Raw genomic sequence first — 20,640 nt, 5'->3', positions numbered from 1 at the left:
ATCATGTTCTCCCATTCATTGAAAATTAACGATACATATTGAATCCAATCTGCATTACCATCCTTCAAAAAAACCGCCATCAAACCAATCCCATAAAACATATATCATGATTTGAGAATCTCTGCCGGCATCATCCACGGGTATCCTGTATCCTACATTCAGCATAACATGTTGACGTTTATTAAGAGTTATCTGCATCTGGGGCACAAGATCCCAGTGAACCCGGGTTCCGGATTCCAGCTCTTTGGATCCAAGCATCTCAACCATAGGTGACCATGTTCTCCCCCAGGGATCCGGATTAATGCTTTTACCGAGGGCAGCTCGCCAAAAAGCTTCATTTCCAGCTTTATCCTGCAGCATAGGATATTCGAGGCCTGTCTGAACATGTAAGAAACCACCGGCCGGCAATAGTTGACCAAAGGAGGCAAACGGTTCTAAAACTGTTGTACCCTTTCCAAATGCGGTTGCAGAATCGCCCGTAGGTACAATTACTTCACCGGTTAAACTGAAGATTGTACCGCTATTGTAATTGTGATAAAAAACACGCTTTACACCAACCGCCAGATCTCCCAGATGTCCGCCATTCCAACCACCGCCGGGCATTTGGCTGTAACCGAACGGGAGAACAATTTCTATCTGATTCCTCATACCAAAGCGTTGTTCATAGACAATTTCATTGATAACCGCACCCTCGTTTTCCACATCAATAAATGACGAAACTACGACTTCGTCCTCCGGATATGCCTTTTCAGTGACCAATGCCCTTGGCAAGTTGAGTTCACCACGCGGCCAGTTTTTATTTGTGCAAAACGTACGCACGTGATCCATGATTTTTTGGAGCTCACCGACCGACAGAGCTTCTCCAAATGCAGGCATTTCTGTAGAGAACCCTCTAACCGGCCCTCCCTGATGCGCAACGGCAATCCAATCACCATCAGGTTCACGGTTCGCGAAATTACAGTCCGTAAAATCAGCAGGAGGTGTTTGAAGGCCGAGCTGTTTGACTGACCCTCCCTTTCCGTCCATTCCATGACAGTTTGAACAGGCTTGTACGTAGAGCTCTTTACCTGACATCGGAGATTCGGTCATGGTTGTATCCAGTGGCTGCTCAAAGCCAGAATGACCTGTTTTCAGGCGATCGAATTGATCAGATCCATCTACCGAACTGAAAGCAAAAAACACAAGCGTAGAAATGAGAATGGCTAAAAAAGAGTGAGTGCTTTTATGAGGATACCTTTTTTCCATGGCTCTTCCCTCTAGTAATTGATCTCTATTAATTTAACCTAATCAATTAAACTCTAAGATCAATTTTAAATAATACAATCCTCAGTGGCGACACGCACCATAAAAGTCATCGGATGAGTCACCACGATATTCATCCTATTCTTCAGACTCCCGGCCTGTTCGGAATAAACTCATCCGATGACTCTCATGGGCTATTATCTAAGGGCAAGGCCAAGCAGGAAATACCACACCGTCAGTGCGGCTAGACGGATCGTTTGATCATCCCGGTCAAATGCAGGGTTTACTTCACAAAGGTCGAATGAAGCGACGTTCCCTTGCCGGCCGCAATAGAATGCAATCTCAAGCCAGAAGCCGCTGTCGATTCCGGACGCATTTGGTGCACTGACGCCCGGTGCCTGCGACTGATCCACTGCATCCATATCCATTGTCAGCATAACAGGGTCAGAATCTGAATTGCTTCTCAGATCACTGAAATAGTCCTGAACCGTTTTCATTTTCAGGTCATCAGCCAGTACCGCCTTTCCATTCTCGTTCACGTACGAAAGATGGTCCCGTGCTACGGAGGAAGGCTGCAACCCCATTACGGTATAGGACCTGCAGCACCCGGACTGGTCTTCTATCGCCTGCATGAAGGGAGAACCGGAGTGGGGCCGCCCCTCCTTCAGGGGCCTTACATCGGTGTGTGCATCGATATTCAGAATGTGGACCGGTTTGTTTGTCTCTGAATAGCCCAGGTAGTGCCCAAACGCCGTTTCATGTCCGCCTCCCATAATGACCGGAACCGATCCGTTTTTCAGCGATTCAGCAACCGTCATTCCCAGATTTTGCTGATCCGCCGCAACATTGCCGGTGCAGTGAAGCATATGCGGATGTGAGACATGCCGCAGGAGGACGGTGTGTAACTCATTATGTTGAGGGTGCAGGGTGAGCTGCATGAGCCTGTTGAATATTTGTTCCGGGGCTTTGGCTGCTCCGGTCCTGCCACCGTTGATACGCACACCTTTGTCAGAGGGGAACCCAATCAGTGAAGCTTTCTCAGCCCCTGAGGTATTCGTACCGATTACTTCGTTGATTCGCAGATCACTCGTTGCCATTTGTTTCATCCTTCCTGGCAGCGCCAAAGCCTCTGAAATGCCTGAACCGCCACCGTTTTTTAAACTCATAAGCCAAAATCACCACAACCGTCATCACGGTAAGCGGGATTACAAAATAGAGCATCACGCTGTTGTAGGTGTCGAGCGCGTCGTGCTGAGCCGAAGAGAGAAAAAGATAGATCATATAGGCAATGTAGTACCCAAGGAAGACAACACCCTCCCACCGTGCAATTTTGTTCCCAGTAAAAAAGATCGGCAAACAGGCAAAGCTAACTGCCAGCATAATCCACAGGTCGAAACTGATCAGGGAAGGCTGTACGTTGATCTCAGGGATAAAGAGCCCCGATACTCCCAGTACAGCCAGAATATTCAGTATATTGCTGCCGATTACGCTCCCAACCGCGATATCCCTTTCACCCTTTACCGCCGCGACCAATGAGGTGACAACCTCGGGAAGAGAGGTACCCAATGCCACTATGGTGAGGCCGATCACCAATTCACTTACACCAGCCATTTCCGCCAGAACAACAGCGCTTTCCACCAGCCAGCCGGCTCCATTTATCAGCAGAATAAGACCGGCTACTCCCAATATCAGGTACAGCAAAATCAGTACGGGCGTCCTTTTCTGTTTTTCGGCATCAGAGGGTACCGATGGATTTTTTCCCTGGAATCCAAGGTACAGCAGGTAAACCAGCAGCAGAAATGCCAGAACTCCGCTTTCCGCCAGCGTGATTGCGCCGCTCAGTGCAAAAAAGAAAAGCAGGATGGAGATGCCAATCATTACCGGCACGTCAAACCGTATCAGGCTGGTATGTACCTTAAGGGGCATTACCAGCGCCGTAATGCCTAAGATGAGCAGAATATTTGTGATGTTGCTGCCTACAATATTTCCCATCATCAGGTCGGTTTGCCCAACAAGCCCTGCCTTCAGGCTGATAGCCAGCTCCGGGGCGCTGGTTCCGAATGCCACAATGGTTAGGCCAATCACGAGCCGTGACACGCCAAAGAACCCGGCCAGCCTCGAAGCTGCTCTCACGACAAACTCGGCACCGCTGATCAGCGCAGCCAGCCCTGCAATAAACCAGAAAATTGTTTCAGCCAACGGGATAGATTTTTACGTTCTTTTAATCTCAGTTCCGGATGCAAAGGTACGAATAGGAGGCTTACGTTTGAAATGATAGATCCAGTGATTGATGTCCGGAGCAGCCAGAATATTGAAGTCGGCTCGTTTTCCGGTTTCCAGCGAACCGGTAATGCTTTCCAGGCCGATTGCCTTTGCTGCATAAATAGTTGCTCCCTTCAGCGACTCTGCCGGTGTGAGGCGCCCATGGTTGCAGGCCAGCATCATGGCAAGGGGCAGATCGTAGCAGGGTGCTGAACCGGGATTGAAGTCAGTTGCAACAGCCACGGCAACACCCGCATCTGCCAATCGGCGGCAATTCAGGTATGGCTGCCAGGTGTAGAGTGAAGCGATGGGAAGGGATACGGCCACCACATCCGCCTCCTGCATTCTGCGGATCCCCTTATCGGATACCCGTTCGAGGTGGTCGGCACTAACTGCACCCAGGTCGGCTGCAAGCTCCGCTCCTCCGCCTGTTGTAAGCTGATCGGCATGAACTTTCAGCTTCAGTCCTGCGCTTTTTGCGTTTTCAAGTATTCTCCTCGCTTCGGGGATTGTGAATGCTGAATCTTCAACAAAGATGTCACAAAATGCAGCCAGTTTTTGACCGGCCACTGCGGGAATCATTTCATTGATGAGCAGGTCTACATAGGCTTTTCTGTCATCCCTGTACTCGGGAGGTATCGTGTGCGCTCCCAGAAAGGTAGAAACAATCGACACAGATTTTTCCTCTGCAAGGCGTCTGTAAACCCGGAGCTGCTTAAGCTCCTCTTCTGTTGAAAGCCCGTACCCGCTTTTGCACTCTACAGACGTTACGCCGCTCTCGATCATTTCATCAAGCATGGCGGATGCTTTTATATAGAGTTCATCTTCTGTCGCATGCCTTGTCTCTTTAACCGTAGAGAGGATACCGCCTCCCGCTTTAGCTATCTCCAGATACGACACCCCGCTCAGCCGTTTCTCATACTCATCTGCACGCCACCCTCCAAAACAGAGGTGAGTGTGGCAGTCGATCAGCCCCGGTATCACAATGTTTCCGCCCGCATCGATTACCTCATTTGACGAACTGTACTCTGCAGGAAGGTCGCTCTCTTCCCCGACCCATTCAATCCGTGAGTCATTCCAAACAAGTGCGGCACGGTGAAGTGGATGTATATCAGCCTGCTTTCCCATTAAGCTGCAACTATACAGAGTAGAGATATTTTTAAGTACCGGCATGGTTCAGATTAAAAGAGTCGTCGTTTAATTCAATGCTATATGTTCACGGTCCATCATCTCAATAATTTCGGATCTTCTGATCTCAGCCACTGCCTTGCTGATATCGTCTCTGAAATATTGGTCTTTTACGGCATGAGGGATCTGCTGCCGGATGTAGTTATGGGCAATTTCAACGCCCCGGCCGGGCCTGAGCGGCTTCCTGAAATCGAGGGCCTGTGAAGCCGTAAAAAGTTCTATACCCAGAACCTGCTCCAGATTTTCAAATACCCTTAGCAGGTGGATGGCACTGATGCTGCCCATACTCACGTGGTCTTCCTGGCCCAGGCTGGTGGGTATGGAATCTACGGATGAGGGATGGCACAGCACCTTATTTTCGGATACGAGAGCAGCCGCGGTGTATTGTGGAATCATGAATCCGCTGTTGATACCCGTTTCCTGCATCAGCAGCTCCGGAAGCCCATCGTGCCCCTCCAGAAGCAAATAGGTCCGTCGTTCGGAAATACTTGCAATTTCAGCAAGTGCAATCTTTGCAAAGTCGAGTACCAGCGCCAGGGGCTGACCGTGAAAATTACCGCCGCTCAGAATATCTCCGTCCGGAAAAATCAGCGGATTGTCCGTTACGGAATTGATTTCCCTCTCTATTACCTCAGCTGCATAATCAATGGCATCACGACTGGCGCCGTGTACCTGCGGTATGCACCTCAGGCAGTACGGATCCTGCACCTTTCCGCAATGGCGGTGAGACTCCAGGATCTCACTCTTCAGAAGCAGGCTGCGTACATTTTCAGCTACAATTTTTTGCCCCGGATGCGGACGAACGTCATGTATGCGCTGATCGAAAGGAGTAATACTACCCTGGAGCGCTTCAAGACTCATCGCCGCGACAAGGTCCGCCATTTTGAGCAGGTGAAAAGACTTCTCCGCGACATACGCACCATATGCGCTCATCAGCTGGGTGCCGTTGATGAGTGAAAGACCGTCCTTTGGCTGAAGCTCCACGGGATCCAGTCCGTACCGGGCCAGAACCGTTTCCGCATGTTCGGTACCCGAACCATCTGTGGTCCAGAACTCCCCGAGTCCGATCAGGGGCAGCGACATATGGGCCAGAGGCGCAAGATCGCCGGATGCACCTACGCTGCCTTTTTCAGGGATTACAGGGATTAAGTCATGTTCCAGGAGTTGAAGCAGGCGGTTAAAAGTTTTTCCGGAGATTCCCGAATAACCCAGAGAGAGGGCATGCACCTTAAGCTGAAGCATCAGGCGGCTAATCTCCTTTGGAACAGGGTTGCCAACCCCAACCGAATGAGAAAGCAGCAGATTCCGCTGAAGCTGTTTCAGATCCTCGCCATTTACCCGTTTACCTGCCAACGCTCCGAACCCCGTATTGATACCATAGTAGGTATTGCCGTCTTCAAGGGCTTTTTCCACCACGGTTCTTGAATCCCTCACTTTTTCGGAATTCTCTCTGAGGTACCCAACCGATGCTGACAAATCCTTGTAGAGCGATCTGATATGAACCCTGATATCCATGGATATATTTGGTTGAAACGTTTGTCCGCAAGTGATTTACGGCATGGTGTAAATGTGATTCACTATAATCAAAAGTATATAATGTGGAATGCGATAGCAATGCACTCCTTAATTGCCGGGCGTCGAATCAAAAAGGGTCATGTAAAAAATTCATTTTCCTGCAGACAATACCGATTAGTCCAATTCCGGACTTGTAATTTAATCTCTTCCCGCTTTAATTACTTTGATAGTAAAAAACACGTATTCCTTTATCTTAACTGACCCGGATTACCGCCCGGGCATGTACCGGTTGCTGCCGCTGCTAACTATTTATTAACACTTAAATCGATTAATCTTATGGCTAATGTAAATACCAAAAAAGGTGTAATAGGAATTTTAACAGGCGGCGGAGACGTACCGGGATTAAATCCCGCAATTCGGGCAGTCACCATACGTGCGATTCGTGAAGGATACAAAGTTATCGGCATTCGCCGGGGCTGGGGCGGTATGATTGATATCATCCGCGACAAGAATGCTGACAACAGCCTGAATTATATAGAACTGAACACTGATATCGTTAATAAAGCGGGCCGTACAGGAGGCACCTTTCTGCATACCTCGCGAACCAATCCAAGCCGGGTGAGAAAAGATAATGTGCCCGATCATCTGAAGGATTCTTATTCCGATGAAGTGAACGACCTGACACCGGACGTTCTGAAAAATCTTGAATTCCTCGGCATCGACACGCTGATACCCATCGGCGGTGACGACACATTGAGTTATGCTGTTCGCCTTCATGAAGAGGGAGCCAATGTTGTTGCCATCCCCAAAACCATGGATAATGATGTGCCAGGCACCGACTACTGTATCGGATTCAGTACCTGCGTAACACGTACCATTCACCTTGCCAACATCCTCCGCACTCCCGCAGGATCGCACGAACGGTTTTTGGTTATGGAAGTATTCGGACGATACGCCGGCTTCACCGCAATGCTGCCAACGATGGCCGGAGCCGCACACAGATGCGTTATACCTGAGTACAAGTTTGATATGGAACACCTTACGGAGGTGCTCACTGAAGACCGAAACCAGAATCCGAGTAAGTACTCCATGGTGCTTGTATCGGAAGGCGCCATGTTTGACGGGGGTGAAATGATCTTTGAAAACAGCAAAACGGATGCCTATGGCCATAAAAAACTGGGCGGTATCGGTGATCTGGTGTCTGAAGAGCTGCAGCGCCTTTCACCGAAATTCAACAATGGTCATGAGATTCGTATCGTAAACCAGAAACTGGGCTACATGGTGCGTGGAGGTGATCCCGACGCCATTGACTCGATCGTGCCTATGGCGTTTGGAAACCTGGCTCTCGACCTTATCCTGGCCGGTGTATACGGACGCCTCGTGGTACTGAGCAACGGACGATACAGCAATATTCCGATTGAAATTGTGACCAGCCGGAATAAAGTGGTCAATGTGGAGAAACACTACAATACGGAACGTCTGCGGCCATTCTATAACAGCTTTGAAAATCAGCCGCTCTTCATCATGGCAAGCGAGATGGCAAAAAACTGACCTGCCTGTAAAAGTACAAGACATGGTATGTCTGTTCAACCTCCGCACGGTGCACATTTAAGCATCACGGTTAGGGACAGATTCACACCCCGTTTCCATCAGACATACCATGTTTATGTTTCAGTGCTCGGTCAGGGGAGGTTCGTGAAGAAATACCAGGCCATAATAAGTGCGGTAACCACCTTGATTACCGTACCTACAAAAAAGCCGATAAATGAACCTATTGCTGACTGCAGCGCCATATTAGAGGTCTTGCCGGTTGTGAGCTCTCCCAGGAAGGCGCCTACAATCGGTCCGATAACGATACCAAAAGGCGGGAAAAAGAAAAGCCCGACCACTGCACCGGCCAGACATCCGATAATCCCCTCCCTGGAGCCGCCAAACCGCCTGGCACCCACTGCAGGCATGATATTTTCCAGGCTCATAACAACCACGACCACCAATGCCCAGTAAACAAAAAACATCACGCCAAAAGGATGGGCTGACGAAAACTGAAGGACCAGAAGTCCCAGATAGCTAAAAGGCAGTCCCGGTACGACCGGCAAAAATGCCCCGGCTATTCCGAACAGGATCAGAACAGCGCCAATGATGACAAGTATGATATCCATGGTTAATCCGTTTTGAGGGCGGTTTTTTATGTTTTGGGCAGGTTTGCCGGATGGATCATACGAAAATCCGGCAAAAAGGTTATGTGATGACAGTTCGAGATACGGAATTGAACCGAAAAAGTCCCCCTTTCCCGTAGGGATCCCTATGGGAAAGGGGAAGAGTCCATCCCGGAGGTCGTGAGGGACACTCTTCAACGTGCTCTTAAATAGTACTGAAATTATTTATCCTCTTTCATAGGCAGATCGACACCCCTCTCCCGCGCCACCTGTCCGGCAAGTTCATATCCCGCATCAGCATGCCTCATCACACCTGTCCCCGGGTCGTTGGTCAGTACCCGTTCCAGCCGGCGTCCGGCCATATCGGTACCATCAGCCACGCAGACCATCCCGGCGTGAATACTGTAGCCGATACCCACACCGCCGCCGTGGTGCAGGCTCACCCAGCTGGCTCCGCTTGCGGTATTGAGCATGGCGTTCAGAAGCGGCCAGTCGGCAATAGCGTCGGAGCCGTCTTTCATTGCTTCCGTTTCGCGGTTTGGTGACGCTACGGATCCTGTGTCAAGATGGTCGCGACCGATGACAATGGGAGCTTTTACTTTTCCTTTTTTCACAAGCCAATTGAACCTGAGGCCCATTTCGGCACGCTCGCCATACTCCAGCCAGCAAATACGCGCCGGAAGGCCCTGAAAATGAATTTTCTCCTGAGCCTGGCGTATCCATCGCCTGAGAGCTTCTTTCTCCGGGAAAGTTTCGAGAATGGCCTTATCGGTAACGGCGATATCCTCCGGGTCGCCCGATAAGGCAGCCCAGCGAAATGGTCCTGAGCCCCTGCAAAACAGCGGCCGAATATAAGCCGGCACAAATCCCGGAAAATCGAACGCCTCTTGCATCCCGCGCCGGTCGGCTACCTGTCCGCGCAGATTATTGCCATAATCAAAAGTAACAGCACCCTTTTCCTGCATTTTGAGCATGGTTCGAACGTGAACCTCCATCGAGTCGAGCACGTCACTTTCATAACCTTCCGGATCATTTTCGCGCTTTTCAGCTGCCTCCTGCAACGAATAACCGGCCGGGATATACCCCAGACGCAGGTCGTGGGCCGATGTCTGGTCGGTGAGAACATCGGGTATGACTTCCCTCTCCATCAATTCAGGCAGAACCTCTGCTACGTTTCCGAGCAGACCGACAGACAGGGCTTCACCCTTTTCCTTCGCCTCAACCACCTTCTCAATCGCCTCATCCAGGCTTGTGCATTTCACATCACAGTACCCGGTATTGATCCGCATATCGATGCGAGACTCATCCACCTCGATTCCCAGGAATGCGGCTCCGTTCATCGTGGCCGCCAGCGGCTGTGCACCCCCCATACCGCCCAGGCCGGCAGAAACCACCAGCTTCCCCCTCAATGAACCGTCAAAATGCTGTCGCGCGCACTCTGCAAAGGTTTCATAGGTACCCTGCACAATGCCCTGCGAACCGATGTAGATCCACGATCCGGCCGTCATTTGGCCATACATGGTGAGGCCCATTTTATCCAGCTTCCTGAACTCCTCCCACGTTGCCCAGCGCGGCACCAGGTGTGCATTGGCAATCAAAACCCGCGGTGCCTCTTCGTGAGTGCGAAAAACACCAACCGGTTTCCCGCTCTGGATCAGGAGCGTTTCGTCATTCTCAAGGCGTTTAAGCGTTTCTGTTATTCGGTGGTAGCACTCCCAGTTCCTTGCCGCCTTGCCGCCGCCTCCGTATACAATCAGCTCTTCCGGACGCTCTGCCACATCAGGGTCCAGATTGTTCATGAGCATTCTGAGAGCTGCTTCCTGGTGCCATCCTTTGCAGTGAAGCTGTTTTCCGGTATATGCCCGGATATTTTTCATCGGCTTATTCATACAAACCCTCCTATCTGACAGATCGAAATTAGAAACTCCAAATGTGGATTTTGTCCGCTTTTGAGTACTTTAAGGTAGACTATTGACAGAGAAACCAGGTTCAGCGGCCAAAAGGCCACAGAGATACAGTTAACTGCCGGCACAAGATAACCGGCCCGAGAGACACTACAAGATGGTAAAAAAGTATAGTACAGACAAAGCGCTGGCCGCCGTTTTTGCGGTATGTTCATTTCTGCTAATTCCGGCAATTTCAGGAGCACAATACAGTTCCGATTACAGCCGGTTCAGCATTTCGCTGCAGGGAGGCGTTACGCTTGGCTACCCGGAAGACGTGAATCGCGTATTTGGCAGCAACTACAACCTGTTCACGCAGCCCAGCAACAATTTCGGCGCCGATATTCAATATGCTATCTCACCACTCTGGACTACCGGCTTCGGATATCGCTTTAATTCAGTTGAAGGACTGGAAGATGGCGGGTTCAATACCAGGATTCACTCGGTAGTTTTCAAAAACATACTTAATTTCAATCGTATCTTCCGGCGGAACCGGGCTTCCGAGTGGCTGAACCCTTACCTGATTCTGGGCCTGGAACATGATTTTTTTCAATACCGGCTGGATGATACGCGGATATCGGGAAACGAATCGGCACTCCTGGGCGGTCTCGGGCTGTCGGCCCGCTTGCACCACAGATTTGAGCTCTTCTCACAGTACGAAGTCAAGCTGTCGAATAATAAGCTCGACAACATGAATCAGGGTTTCCCATTCGACCAGGTTGGGATGGTTACCGCTGGAATCCGCATCAAGCTGGGAAGCCGTGATTCCAAACCCTTGCGGCTTGCTCCACCCGTCAAATTCCTGACCGATGCGGAATACGAACACTTTCTGATGCAAAGCGAACAGTTCTTTGCCGCCAATGAAGAGATTGAAGCACAGCGCAGAAAACTGGAAGCGCTCGAAGCCTCATTCGCTGAAAACGACCAATCCTTTGAACAGCGATTGAATGAACAGCAAGCGTTCGCTCTTTACCTTGAAGAACGGATCAACGGGCTGGATCAGCGGGTTACACAGCTGGAAAACAGACCTTCAGAAGATGCCATTGCGCTAGAGCGCGGATTGCGAAACCAGGTTCCGGCCGGCCACTATGTTCAGGTATTCGCCTCCAGAAGTGAGCAGTCAGCGTTCAGGGTGAAAGAGCAATTTCATGATCTTATCAGGGAAGCGGTGGAAAATCCTGATGAAAGCGTGTTTGTGATCAGGCGTGGCAACTATCATGAAGTCCTGATCGGCACATTTTACCGGTTTGAGGATGCCGCTGTTGTTCACAGGATTGCAGTAAACAGATTTGATGATGCATTTGTGATTACCTTTCCGCGGCCGCTGCACCTTAAAGACGCCTACGAGGGAACTGAAATCGTTTGGGATACGCAGAGTATTTCTTCCCTCAGCCGATAGTTTTCCCGGAATCAAAATCTACAGGAACAGGCAGCATCCCGGCCTGCCTCAGGCATCCGGTAATTGTATTTTAATGTGTTCTACGTTTACTGTACCCTGCCGGATGTATTGCTTACCAAAGCCATTAACCCGATATGCAATTCTGCTGCATCCTGGAAGGTCTTCACCAGGAACAGAGATTGAATCGGGACTTTTAAAACTTCTTTTAAGGCTATTAATAAATTTCTCAATTGACTGCCGCGCAAAGCCTGCCTCCGGTGAATGGCAATAAACTCATTCACAATCAACGGGTAGCCGTTTCTTTTTTGGCTTTATTTTATATATTGGTCATCTGTGTCACTCATCAGTAAATTGCCTTTCGGAATTTGAGTGAATAAGGGGTTATCAACTAATAATTAAGGGGTAAAAAACGGGGATTATATCTATGAAAGTGAGGGGAATCTTTGCATTTATGGCACTCATCATATCTGCAACAATATTTATTACAGCCTGTGAGAGCTCTGTAGATGCAGGATTTGAGGAGTCTATAGCACCATATCTTGAACTTGAGGCGATTGAAGGAGCGAACAATACAACCATTACCATTCGGAGAGGAACCTCAGCGGGTATGGACAGTTATTTCGCATTCGACATCAGCAACGTAAGCGGAAATTCTACAGTTAGTGAGGGTTTAACAGAGGGCTGGTGCATGGAGTGGCAAAAACCGATTCAATCCAATGGAGATACACATGTCGGGATTGAAGCATTCTCCACCTACGGAAGTGAAGAGTGGAAACCGGTAAACTACCTGATGTCCATAAAAAACAAACTGCAACGTGAAGACCCGACTCTGACATACCGTGAAATCCAGGTATCTCTGTGGTCATTGATAGAAAATCCCAAATTTGATCTGGATCAGGTGTTGGCAGATGGAAGAATGCCATCCGATATGATGACCGACGGCCAGCCCAATTTCAGTATTGAAAAGGTAAAATCGATTGTTAACCATGTAAGATCAAACTACACAAGCTATACTTATTCGGAAAACGCGCCCTATCTGGTATACGCCAGAACGGACGACAGCAGCCAGAATGGAGGATTTCTTACCTGTGATAATCCCGATACTGAATTCTGTGAAGGATTTTATACCATTTCCGGTAATGTTTTCATCGATGCGAATGAGGATAAGGTTAAAAATACACTGGAGTCGGGAGCTCAAAATGTCACGGTTTCAATTACCGACTCTCACGGAAATAGAATCGGCCAGACTACATCTTCAACCGGAGATTATTCATTCGCCGTATACACGGGTGAAACTGATACCGAATACACAATTGAAGTACTGGAAATGACGGATGATCCGGATGATTTTAACGAAGGGCTCTTTACCAACTACACGCCCACCACTCCGATTGTCACCACCGTTACCATTAGCAGTGAGAACATATCCGATATCAATTTCGGTTTTTCACCACAGATTGAGAAAATGATTGAGCAATTTGAGGATGAAACCATTTTGCTTGATACAAAAAGTCCTGAATTTTGGAGAAAACAGATGCTTCTGGCCAGAAATTCGGTTCGAGTCCCCGGCAGAGGCAACACAGGGCGGGATATTCCTGCCATGGAAATTTCATCAGAAGAATTGTTCAGTTATCTGATCGAGATAGAAAATCTTCTGCTTGAAAAACCCTTTCAGTTTGGTGCGAACCGTTTTCAGGCAGCGTTTGATATATTGAATTTGCCTGAAAATTCCATAGACAACCGCTTACTGATTGAGCTGCTTACAGCTGAATTGAATATTGTGAGTGGCAGGGGGTCGGGCAATCCTGACTTTGACCTTGCGCTTATAGCTTTTGGCGAATCCGTTGCAGCAGAACTTTTCACTTCACCCGAAGACGGTATCTTAAGGCCGAACAGCGTATCGGAAATTTTGAAGATCACTTCCGTCGCATCGCTATCGAGCACCGAGGATACCGTAAATCTCCTTTCATCATTTAACAGATCCGGAACCGGAGGGGGCGGAGTAGGAACGAATTAACCCTGAATGCAGCCGAAGGTCTGAAGTATTCATGAAACAACTCCTGCTTTTCATCGCAGCATTTCTATTCCTATTGCCTAATGTGGCGGAAGGGCAGGTACTTCCGTTTACACATTATACTCCGGGAAATGAGTTAAATCCGCTCCCATCTGCTGAGGTAACGCAGGTTTACCAGGATAGCCAGGGCTATATCTGGTTTGCTATTTATTCATCGGGTGTTGCCCGTTACGACGGAGTAAGCCTGGAAACGTATGGATTGGATGATGGTCTCGCCGATTTATATGCATGGGACATTACAGAGGATCCCGCCGGCAGGCTCTGGGTAAGTTCCAATGCGGGAATCGTGGTAACTGAAAAGCCGATAGGAAGCTATGAAACCGGAGAAAAAGTCCATTTCACCCGGAAAATAGGTGATACAGAGCTGGTGAATGTTGCTGTAAACCACAACCGGCTTACTTCTGATAATGACGGGGCCATTTGGGTGGGTACGGAAAGCCTGGGATTGATACGTTATCAATTTGCCTCTTCAGAACGTGTGGTATCGGATACCATATCGACAACAGGGAATCATTCCGATCAAAACCTTGCGGTCCGTTCACTTGTTGCAAGAAGTGACGGTTCCGTATGGGCAGCTATACTGGGCGGGGAATTATTAAAAATCCGCGACGGCGAAGTTACCGATATTTACTCAACGGGTTCACCATTAAACATTAACTCCCTTTTTGAAAGTCCGGATGGAACCCTTTGGGGTGGAGAACAGTCTGGAAGTGTTTGGAAATTGAATGAAGACCCTGAAGAGCCTGAGTTCATTTTTTCAAACTCAATTTCCACAAGCAATATTCCCGGCATCACCTCGGCTTCAGACGGCACGCTCTGGATATCTTCAGAAGGCTCCGGATTACAGAATATTGACCCTGTAACAGGACAATTAATCGCATCCTATACCCGGGCCAATGGCCTTCTTAGTGAGGTTATCTACAATGTAATTGAAGACCGGGAAAATAATATCTGGGTTGCACAGTCCGGCGGGGTTTCAAAACTCAGATATAATTACAAAGCGTTTAAAAACTTCACCGCCATATCCTATGCCGGTGAAAGACCTGTGCTTCCGTCTGCATCCGTAAACAGCGTTCTTCCATCATCAGACCAATCCAATCCATGCCGTATCTGGGCAGGCACCTCTGAAGGAGGGGTAGCCTGTATCGATGAAAATTTTTCTTCGCAATATATCCAGCTCGAGGACGGGCTATCCGGAAGCTGGGTAAACGGCCTGGCGTATGACCCGTCCGGCAGGGTCTGGATGGGAACAAACAGGGGCCTGAACAGCCTCTCATTCCCGGGTACAAGCCCGCTTGAAGAGGCTGTATCAAGCAATGAAATCTCTGTTTTTGACACACCATCAGTGATGTCGTCTTACCGGGCGAACAGTATTCTGGCCGTAGATAAACTTTTAATCCGTGAGAAACCTGGAGAAGAAGCGACTATTGAAAGTATCTGGTTCCCTGCCTATCAGGCCGTTTACAGCGTGATTGGTGACAAGCTTTATGCCCTGGACATGGAATCCGGCTTGCCTCCGGCCATATTCCATTCCACTGCTTTTGACGATGAAGGATTTCTGTGGGTTGGCACAAGAGATCGGGGTATTTATCGGAGTATTGAACCTCTTACGCTGGAAACACTGGTTCAAAATGAGAGATCAGATCAGCCAACCATACTTTTTGAACCGTGGTGGTCTGCTGATACAGGTGCACCATCGAACCAGATTGAAAAAATGCTTTGGCATTCAGGATCTATGTGGGTAGGCACTCCCGTGGGATTGGCCGTTGTTGATGCCAAAACAAAGAATATAAATCGGCTTATTACAACAGCCAACGGGCTCAGCGCAAATAATGTCACCAGTTTTGCTGAGTCTCCTGTTACAGGCAATATCTGGGCCGGCACCAACCAGGGCCTTGCCGAAATTGAAAGTCAGTCAGGCAGGGTATTGGATACCGTTACCCGGCTTGACGGACTGGTAGATAATGAAGTTTGGTATTACGGATCTGTTCAATTCGATTCAGATGGAAACCTCTATTTTGGAACCGCCAAAGGAATCTCCCGGTACAACCCTGCCGCCGATATAAAAAACGATATGCCACCGGGACTCAAGCTGACCAATTTCACATCAGAAAATATTGAGGGGGAAAAAAATGAATTTGTTTTTGAGTATGCAGCACTCAGTTTCAGCAATGAGAGGCAGATCCGGTATCAGACCCGGCTGCTTGGTTTTTACAACGAGTGGTCTCCTTTAAAATCCGATACAAGAATCAATTACACGAATCTCTCTGCTTACTTTTTCCCAAAAGCCTATACCTTCGAGGCCGTTGCAGTAAACGAAAATGGTGTCCGTTCGGCCGAACCGCTCTCCTATACGTTTATGGTAAACCCTCCCGCGGCATTAAGCTGGTGGGCGTTCCTGATCTATTTTACCGTAATTGGCCTTGGCATATTCGGTGTTGACCGTGTACAGCGTGCTCGCCTGCTCAAAAAGGAGAGGGAAGCAGCTTATATACGGGAAACCGAATTGAAGGCTGAAGCCGCTATTGCCAAATCCAATGCCGCTGAATCTCAGGCTAAAGCCCTTCAGGCCGAGAATGATCTAAAAGCTGCAGAACTTGAAAAAGCACGTGAACTTGAAATCGCCTATCATGAACTGAAATCGACCCAAAAGCGTCTCATCCAGGCCGAAAAAATGGCCTCATTGGGCAGGTTGTCAACCGGTATAGCTCATGAAATCAAAAACCCGCTAAACTTTATAAATAATTTCTCCGAAATATCGAGAGAACTTGTTGACGAGTTAAAAACCGCGATTGAAAATAGTGACCAGGATGAAATAGAATACATTCTGAAGAGCCTATCGTTTAACACCCAGAAGATAGATGAACATGGAAAACGGGCTGACTCTATAGTAAAATCCATGATGCAGCATTCACGCGGAGGCAAGGGTGAGTTTGAAAATTCAGATCTGAACCAGATTATTCAGAAGTTTACTGAACTGGCCTATCATGGGAAGAAATCTCAAATCTCAGGCCTGGATGTTGTCATTCACACAGAGCTCGATCATTCTATTCCACCTGTATCCATAATCCCTCAAAAAATAGGTCAGGTACTTCAGAATATCCTTGAAAATGCGATTGACTCCACCTGGACACACCGGAAGAACCTGAACGGTGAATACACACCGGAAATCCATGTGCTGAGCCGCAGTAACGACACACATGTCGAAATCGTTATTTCAGATAACGGACCGGGAATATCGGGCACCATTCGCGAGAAAATTTTTGAGCCCTTTTTTACAACCAAGCCAACCGGTGAGGGGACCGGCCTGGGCTTAAGCCTGAGCTATAATTTTATTACAGAAATCCATAATGGAAAACTTGAACTGGCTGAATCTGATCTCGGAGGAGCAGCATTTATAATCAGTTTACCGATCGGCAATAAAAATATCGGTGCTTGATCAGCAACATCCAAAATCTCACAGATTATGCACTAAAGCTCATATAAACAGCATTCCTGAATTTATACGAGCCTTCCTATAAGATCTATGCTCTGCAATAAAAAGCTGCACCCAAACTGCCGGTAATCCTAACAACACCTATTGCTCATGACGGATGAAGTACTGAATTTTGCAAACATTCATTCTAAACAAGGTATTACATCAGTCAATTTTACCTATCACTTCACTGTAGTAAGAACAAATTTTTTCAGAGTACTTCTATTCAGTGTGTTTCTTTCATTATTTCCGCGAATATCTGCTTATGCAAGGCAAACCATAACCATACCTGAAGTTGTCGATGCTGAAATCACGCTCGATGGCGTCATTGAAGAAGCCGCATGGTCGAAAGCAGCGCAGTTTCGGCTACTCATGCATACACCCCAGAATAATGTGGATGCCAGTGAAGCAACCGACGCCTATATTATGTACGATGCAGAATACCTCTACGTTGCCGGCTTCATGGCCGACAGCGAACCGGACAAAATCCAGGCGCCGACTAAAAGAAGGGACGACCTGGGGCTGGATAACGACTGGTTCGGTATTTTTCTGGATACATTCAATGACAAGGAAAATGCCCTCGCTTTTTTTGTTACGCCCTCCGGTCTGAGGACCGACTATCAGACCTTTAACGATGCACAGGGCTCTTTTCCCATCAATGCAGACTGGAATACGTTTTGGGACGTAACTGTAAATCAGAACGGTGAAGGCTGGTCGGCCGAGATGCGGATTCCCATATCCAGCCTCCGGTTTCAGGATGATGAAGGAAAAGTAAAAATGGGAATGACGGTGATTCGCTATGTTTCACGGAAAGTAGAATGGAGCACCTATCCGAACATCTCCAATCAGTGGGGGTTTTGGAGCCCGTTTAAGCCTTCTCAGTTTGCAGAAGCTTCTTTTAACAATCTGAATAGCCGAAAGCCCTTCTATGTTGCCCCCTACCTTCTGGGCGGTATCACCCAGAGAAACCTGCTCAATGGAACTGAAACAGAATACGAAATTGAGAACACAACCGAACTGGAACCCGGACTGGATGTGAAATTCGGACTGACCAGTAATCTGACTGCCGATGTTACACTGAATACCGACTTTGCCCAGGTGGAGGCTGACAATCAGCAGGTAAACCTGACCCGTTTTTCGTTGTTCTTTCCTGAAAAGCGCCTCTTTTTCCTTGAACGCGCAAGCACGTTTGATTTCGGTTTTGGCCAGCAGGACAGGCTTTTCTACAGCCGGCGAATTGGCATTCAGAACGGTGAACCGTCACGGATTTATGGCGGCGCCCGCGTTGTGGGGCGGGCCGGCTCCTGGGATGTCGGATTTCTGACCATGCAGACAGCGCCTGCAGGTGAGCTCAGCAGCCGAAACAATGGCGTACTGCGGCTCCGCAGGCAGGTGATCAATGAAAATACCTATGTGGGCGGAATGATGACGTCACTCCTGGGAACTGATGGATCACAAAACATCGCATACGGGTTTGACGGTGTTTTCAGACTGTTCAGCCAGAACTATCTCACCGCAGCATGGGCACAGACCTTTGACGATGACAGCAATTCGGATATGCTTTCAACACAGCCTTCCAGGATACGATTAAACCTGGAAAACAGGGATTATTCAGGCTTTATATACAACCTCGACTACTCCTATTCGGGAGCACTGTACAATCCGGGGCTTGGATTTCAGAACAGGTCCGATTTCACCCGTCTGGGCAGCAGTATCGGATTTGGATGGATCCCGGAGGATCACCCGGTCATAAACCGTCACCAGGTGCGCACGGAAGGTTTCTTATTTATCAATAATGCGACCGGTTCTGCTGAGACTGCAGAGGCCGGCCCAAGCTACAATCTGTCTACAAAAAAATCCCAGTCCCTGAACATTGATCTGAAATATATCTATGAGGATATTCCGTTCAGCTTCAGTCTGGGGGATAATGTATCCGTTCCATCAGGAGCCTATGAATTTTTTGGCAGCAATTTCTCGTACGAAACCTCCACATCCAGACTTTATGGAGCTACTATCAGCGGATACACGGGCACGTTCTTCGACGGCTGGAGGCACACCGTCGGCTTGTCGCCCAGATGGGGGGTATCCTCCAGCCTGAGCCTTTCAGGGCTTTTGCAGGTCAACTACATCACTTTTCCCGATCGTGATCAGCGGCTGACCGCCACCGTAGCCAGACTGCGGGCTCTCTACATGCTGAATACAACGTTCTCCGTATCTGCATTTACCCAATACAACAGCCAGGCAAAAGGGATCGTGTCCAACATCAGAATTCGCTACAATCCCCGCGAAGGAAATGACTTGTATATCGTATTCAATGAAGCAACAAACACTCAGCGGGACCGCCTGAATCCGATTCTGCCTTTGCTCAATAACCGTACGCTTCTTCTGAAGTATACCTACACATTTACTCTTTGATTACCGTAATAAATAAAAACACCAGGTTCACCAATCCTGCAAAAACAACCATACAATCAACCATCCAACACCTATGAAACGACGTGAATTTATTAAAAAATCAGCCTTCTCTGCATTCGCGGTGAGCACATTTGGGTTTGTACGATTTAACGGGAAAAACTATATCGGCGACTGTGCAACTACCTCCGACATACTGGGGCCTTTTTATCGCCCCGACAGCCCGGTCCGGAATAATCTGATCATTGCGGGCGAGAGTGGAAAAGCAGTGGAGCTTTCGGGTACCGTCAGGCATCAGGACTGTATCACTCCTTACAAAAATGCAAAGGTAGAATTATGGCACTGTGATAATAACGGCATCTATGACAACTCCTCGGATGACTTCAGATACCGGGGCACAACGTTCACCAATGATCATGGCGAATATTCTTTCACTACTGTACTGCCGGTACCCTATGACGTGGGTAACGGTATGATTCGCCCTGCACATTTTCATATGATGATCACAACGGAGGACTATCAGCCGCTGGTCACACAGCTTTATTTCACGGGTGACAAGTACATTGAATCGGATACGTGGGCGGCAAATGCAACCGGCAGGGTTCTGGACATTGAAGAGTTATCGGATGGCACAGCCAGGGTTTATTTCCCTGTAAACATGGCTAAAACTCTTTCAGCAGAACCCGCATCCATCGATAAACTGATCGGTGAGTATATTCACGAAACCAATCCCGGCTCTTCCATGGTGTTCTTCAAAAATGAGAACAAGCTTTGGGTGAAAAACGAGGTATTTGGGACCCGATATGAGTATAAAGGAAATAATACATTTACGTACCCGGGCACTCCTGAGGGTCATTACCGAAACCTGTATTTTGAACTGCTCCCGTCCGGGTCCGTAAAATGTACATTAACTTTCACAGATGCCGAAACCAACGAACAGCAGCAGATTTTTATAAAAAGCAGTTAAACCACAA

General features: G+C 48.4%; 14 protein-coding genes. 6 read left to right on the top strand and 8 right to left on the bottom strand.

Features of this window, described 5'->3' with window-relative positions; genetic code table 11:
- Positions 1-54: 54 nt before the first annotated feature.
- The 5 genes from DDZ15_RS12995 to hutH form a co-directional block, all read right to left on the bottom strand.
- Positions 55-1,245: a c-type cytochrome gene (locus tag DDZ15_RS12995; protein WP_109647546.1), complete on the bottom strand. Its 1,191-nt coding sequence runs from the start codon at positions 1,243-1,245 to the stop codon at positions 55-57.
- A 194-nt stretch (positions 1,246-1,439) separates the two neighbouring features.
- Positions 1,440-2,339, bottom strand: coding sequence for a formimidoylglutamase (locus tag DDZ15_RS12990; protein WP_158278716.1), 900 nt, complete (start codon positions 2,337-2,339; stop codon positions 1,440-1,442).
- Positions 2,326-3,441: a calcium/sodium antiporter gene (locus DDZ15_RS12985; RefSeq protein WP_199222969.1), complete on the bottom strand. Its 1,116-nt coding sequence runs from the start codon at positions 3,439-3,441 to the stop codon at positions 2,326-2,328. The genes DDZ15_RS12990 and DDZ15_RS12985 overlap by 14 nt, the downstream gene beginning before the upstream one ends.
- 12 nt (positions 3,442-3,453) lie before the next feature.
- Positions 3,454-4,677, bottom strand: a complete 1,224-nt coding sequence (hutI, locus tag DDZ15_RS12980) for an imidazolonepropionase (protein WP_109647543.1) — start codon at positions 4,675-4,677, stop codon at positions 3,454-3,456.
- A 24-nt stretch (positions 4,678-4,701) separates the two neighbouring features.
- Complete coding sequence (gene hutH, locus DDZ15_RS12975; RefSeq protein WP_109647542.1) at positions 4,702-6,207, bottom strand: histidine ammonia-lyase; 1,506 nt, start codon at positions 6,205-6,207, stop codon at positions 4,702-4,704.
- A 336-nt stretch (positions 6,208-6,543) separates the two neighbouring features.
- Here hutH and DDZ15_RS12970 point away from each other — a divergent pair, with 336 nt between their 5' ends.
- Positions 6,544-7,758 carry a 6-phosphofructokinase gene (locus tag DDZ15_RS12970; RefSeq protein ID WP_109647541.1) on the top strand — a complete coding sequence of 405 codons (1,215 nt, stop codon included), beginning with the start codon at positions 6,544-6,546 and terminating at the stop codon, positions 7,756-7,758.
- A gap of 131 nt (positions 7,759-7,889) precedes the next feature.
- Here DDZ15_RS12970 and DDZ15_RS12965 read toward each other — a convergent pair whose 3' ends face one another.
- Both DDZ15_RS12965 and hutU read right to left on the bottom strand, forming a co-directional pair.
- Complete coding sequence (locus DDZ15_RS12965) at positions 7,890-8,366, bottom strand: DUF456 domain-containing protein (protein WP_109647768.1); 477 nt, start codon at positions 8,364-8,366, stop codon at positions 7,890-7,892.
- A 218-nt stretch (positions 8,367-8,584) separates the two neighbouring features.
- Complete coding sequence (gene hutU / locus DDZ15_RS12960) at positions 8,585-10,252, bottom strand: urocanate hydratase (protein ID WP_109647540.1); 1,668 nt, start codon at positions 10,250-10,252, stop codon at positions 8,585-8,587.
- A gap of 172 nt (positions 10,253-10,424) precedes the next feature.
- Between hutU and DDZ15_RS12955 the strand changes: the two genes are divergently transcribed.
- The gene (locus tag DDZ15_RS12955) at positions 10,425-11,705 is read left to right on the top strand and encodes an SPOR domain-containing protein (RefSeq protein WP_109647539.1); all 1,281 of its coding nucleotides are present in this window, start codon (positions 10,425-10,427) and stop codon (positions 11,703-11,705) included.
- Between the two features lie 86 nt (positions 11,706-11,791).
- Here the strand turns inward: DDZ15_RS12955 and DDZ15_RS12950 are convergent, their stop codons facing one another.
- Positions 11,792-11,986, bottom strand: a complete 195-nt coding sequence (locus tag DDZ15_RS12950) for a hypothetical protein (protein WP_146198590.1) — start codon at positions 11,984-11,986, stop codon at positions 11,792-11,794.
- Between the two features lie 143 nt (positions 11,987-12,129).
- Here DDZ15_RS12950 and DDZ15_RS12945 point away from each other — a divergent pair, with 143 nt between their 5' ends.
- The 4 genes from DDZ15_RS12945 (at position 12,130) to DDZ15_RS12930 (ending at position 20,633) form a co-directional block, all read left to right on the top strand.
- Entirely contained in the window at positions 12,130-13,722 is a 1,593-nt protein-coding gene (locus DDZ15_RS12945; protein WP_109647537.1) for a hypothetical protein, read from the top strand.
- A 31-nt stretch (positions 13,723-13,753) separates the two neighbouring features.
- A complete protein-coding gene (locus tag DDZ15_RS12940) occupies positions 13,754-17,218 on the top strand; it encodes a sensor histidine kinase (RefSeq protein ID WP_109647536.1) in 3,465 nt (1,154 codons plus the stop codon).
- 147 nt (positions 17,219-17,365) lie between these two features.
- Positions 17,366-19,669: a carbohydrate binding family 9 domain-containing protein gene (locus DDZ15_RS12935; RefSeq protein WP_109647535.1), complete on the top strand. Its 2,304-nt coding sequence runs from the start codon at positions 17,366-17,368 to the stop codon at positions 19,667-19,669.
- A gap of 73 nt (positions 19,670-19,742) precedes the next feature.
- Positions 19,743-20,633 (top strand): dioxygenase family protein, encoded by an 891-nt coding sequence (locus DDZ15_RS12930; RefSeq protein WP_109647534.1) that lies wholly within the window; start codon positions 19,743-19,745, stop codon positions 20,631-20,633.
- The last annotated feature ends 7 nt before the right edge of the window (positions 20,634-20,640 follow it).

The sequence above is a fragment of the Rhodohalobacter mucosus genome (assembly GCF_003150675.1).
GTDB classification, from domain to species: domain Bacteria; phylum Bacteroidota; class Rhodothermia; order Balneolales; family Balneolaceae; genus Rhodohalobacter; species Rhodohalobacter mucosus.
This window is presented reverse-complemented; position numbering and strand designations above follow the sequence as displayed.

What these genes read in the sequence shown, in the direction of transcription:
- hutI (WP_109647543.1), bottom strand. Translation starts at nt 4,677, where the DNA reads ATGCCGGTACTTAAAAATATCTCTACTCTGTATAGTTGCAGCTTAATG.
- DDZ15_RS12930 (WP_109647534.1), top strand. Translation starts at nt 19,743, where the DNA reads ATGAAACGACGTGAATTTATTAAAAAATCAGCCTTCTCTGCATTCGCG.
- DDZ15_RS12990 (WP_158278716.1), bottom strand. Translation starts at nt 2,339, where the DNA reads ATGGCAACGAGTGATCTGCGAATCAACGAAGTAATCGGTACGAATACC.
- DDZ15_RS12945 (WP_109647537.1), top strand. Translation starts at nt 12,130, where the DNA reads ATGAAAGTGAGGGGAATCTTTGCATTTATGGCACTCATCATATCTGCA.
- hutU (WP_109647540.1), bottom strand. Translation starts at nt 10,252, where the DNA reads ATGAATAAGCCGATGAAAAATATCCGGGCATATACCGGAAAACAGCTT.
- DDZ15_RS12995 (WP_109647546.1), bottom strand. Translation starts at nt 1,245, where the DNA reads ATGGAAAAAAGGTATCCTCATAAAAGCACTCACTCTTTTTTAGCCATT.
- DDZ15_RS12940 (WP_109647536.1), top strand. Translation starts at nt 13,754, where the DNA reads ATGAAACAACTCCTGCTTTTCATCGCAGCATTTCTATTCCTATTGCCT.
- DDZ15_RS12965 (WP_109647768.1), bottom strand. Translation starts at nt 8,366, where the DNA reads ATGGATATCATACTTGTCATCATTGGCGCTGTTCTGATCCTGTTCGGA.
- hutH (WP_109647542.1), bottom strand. Translation starts at nt 6,207, where the DNA reads ATGGATATCAGGGTTCATATCAGATCGCTCTACAAGGATTTGTCAGCA.
- DDZ15_RS12935 (WP_109647535.1), top strand. Translation starts at nt 17,366, where the DNA reads ATGACGGATGAAGTACTGAATTTTGCAAACATTCATTCTAAACAAGGT.
- DDZ15_RS12955 (WP_109647539.1), top strand. Translation starts at nt 10,425, where the DNA reads ATGGTAAAAAAGTATAGTACAGACAAAGCGCTGGCCGCCGTTTTTGCG.
- DDZ15_RS12970 (WP_109647541.1), top strand. Translation starts at nt 6,544, where the DNA reads ATGGCTAATGTAAATACCAAAAAAGGTGTAATAGGAATTTTAACAGGC.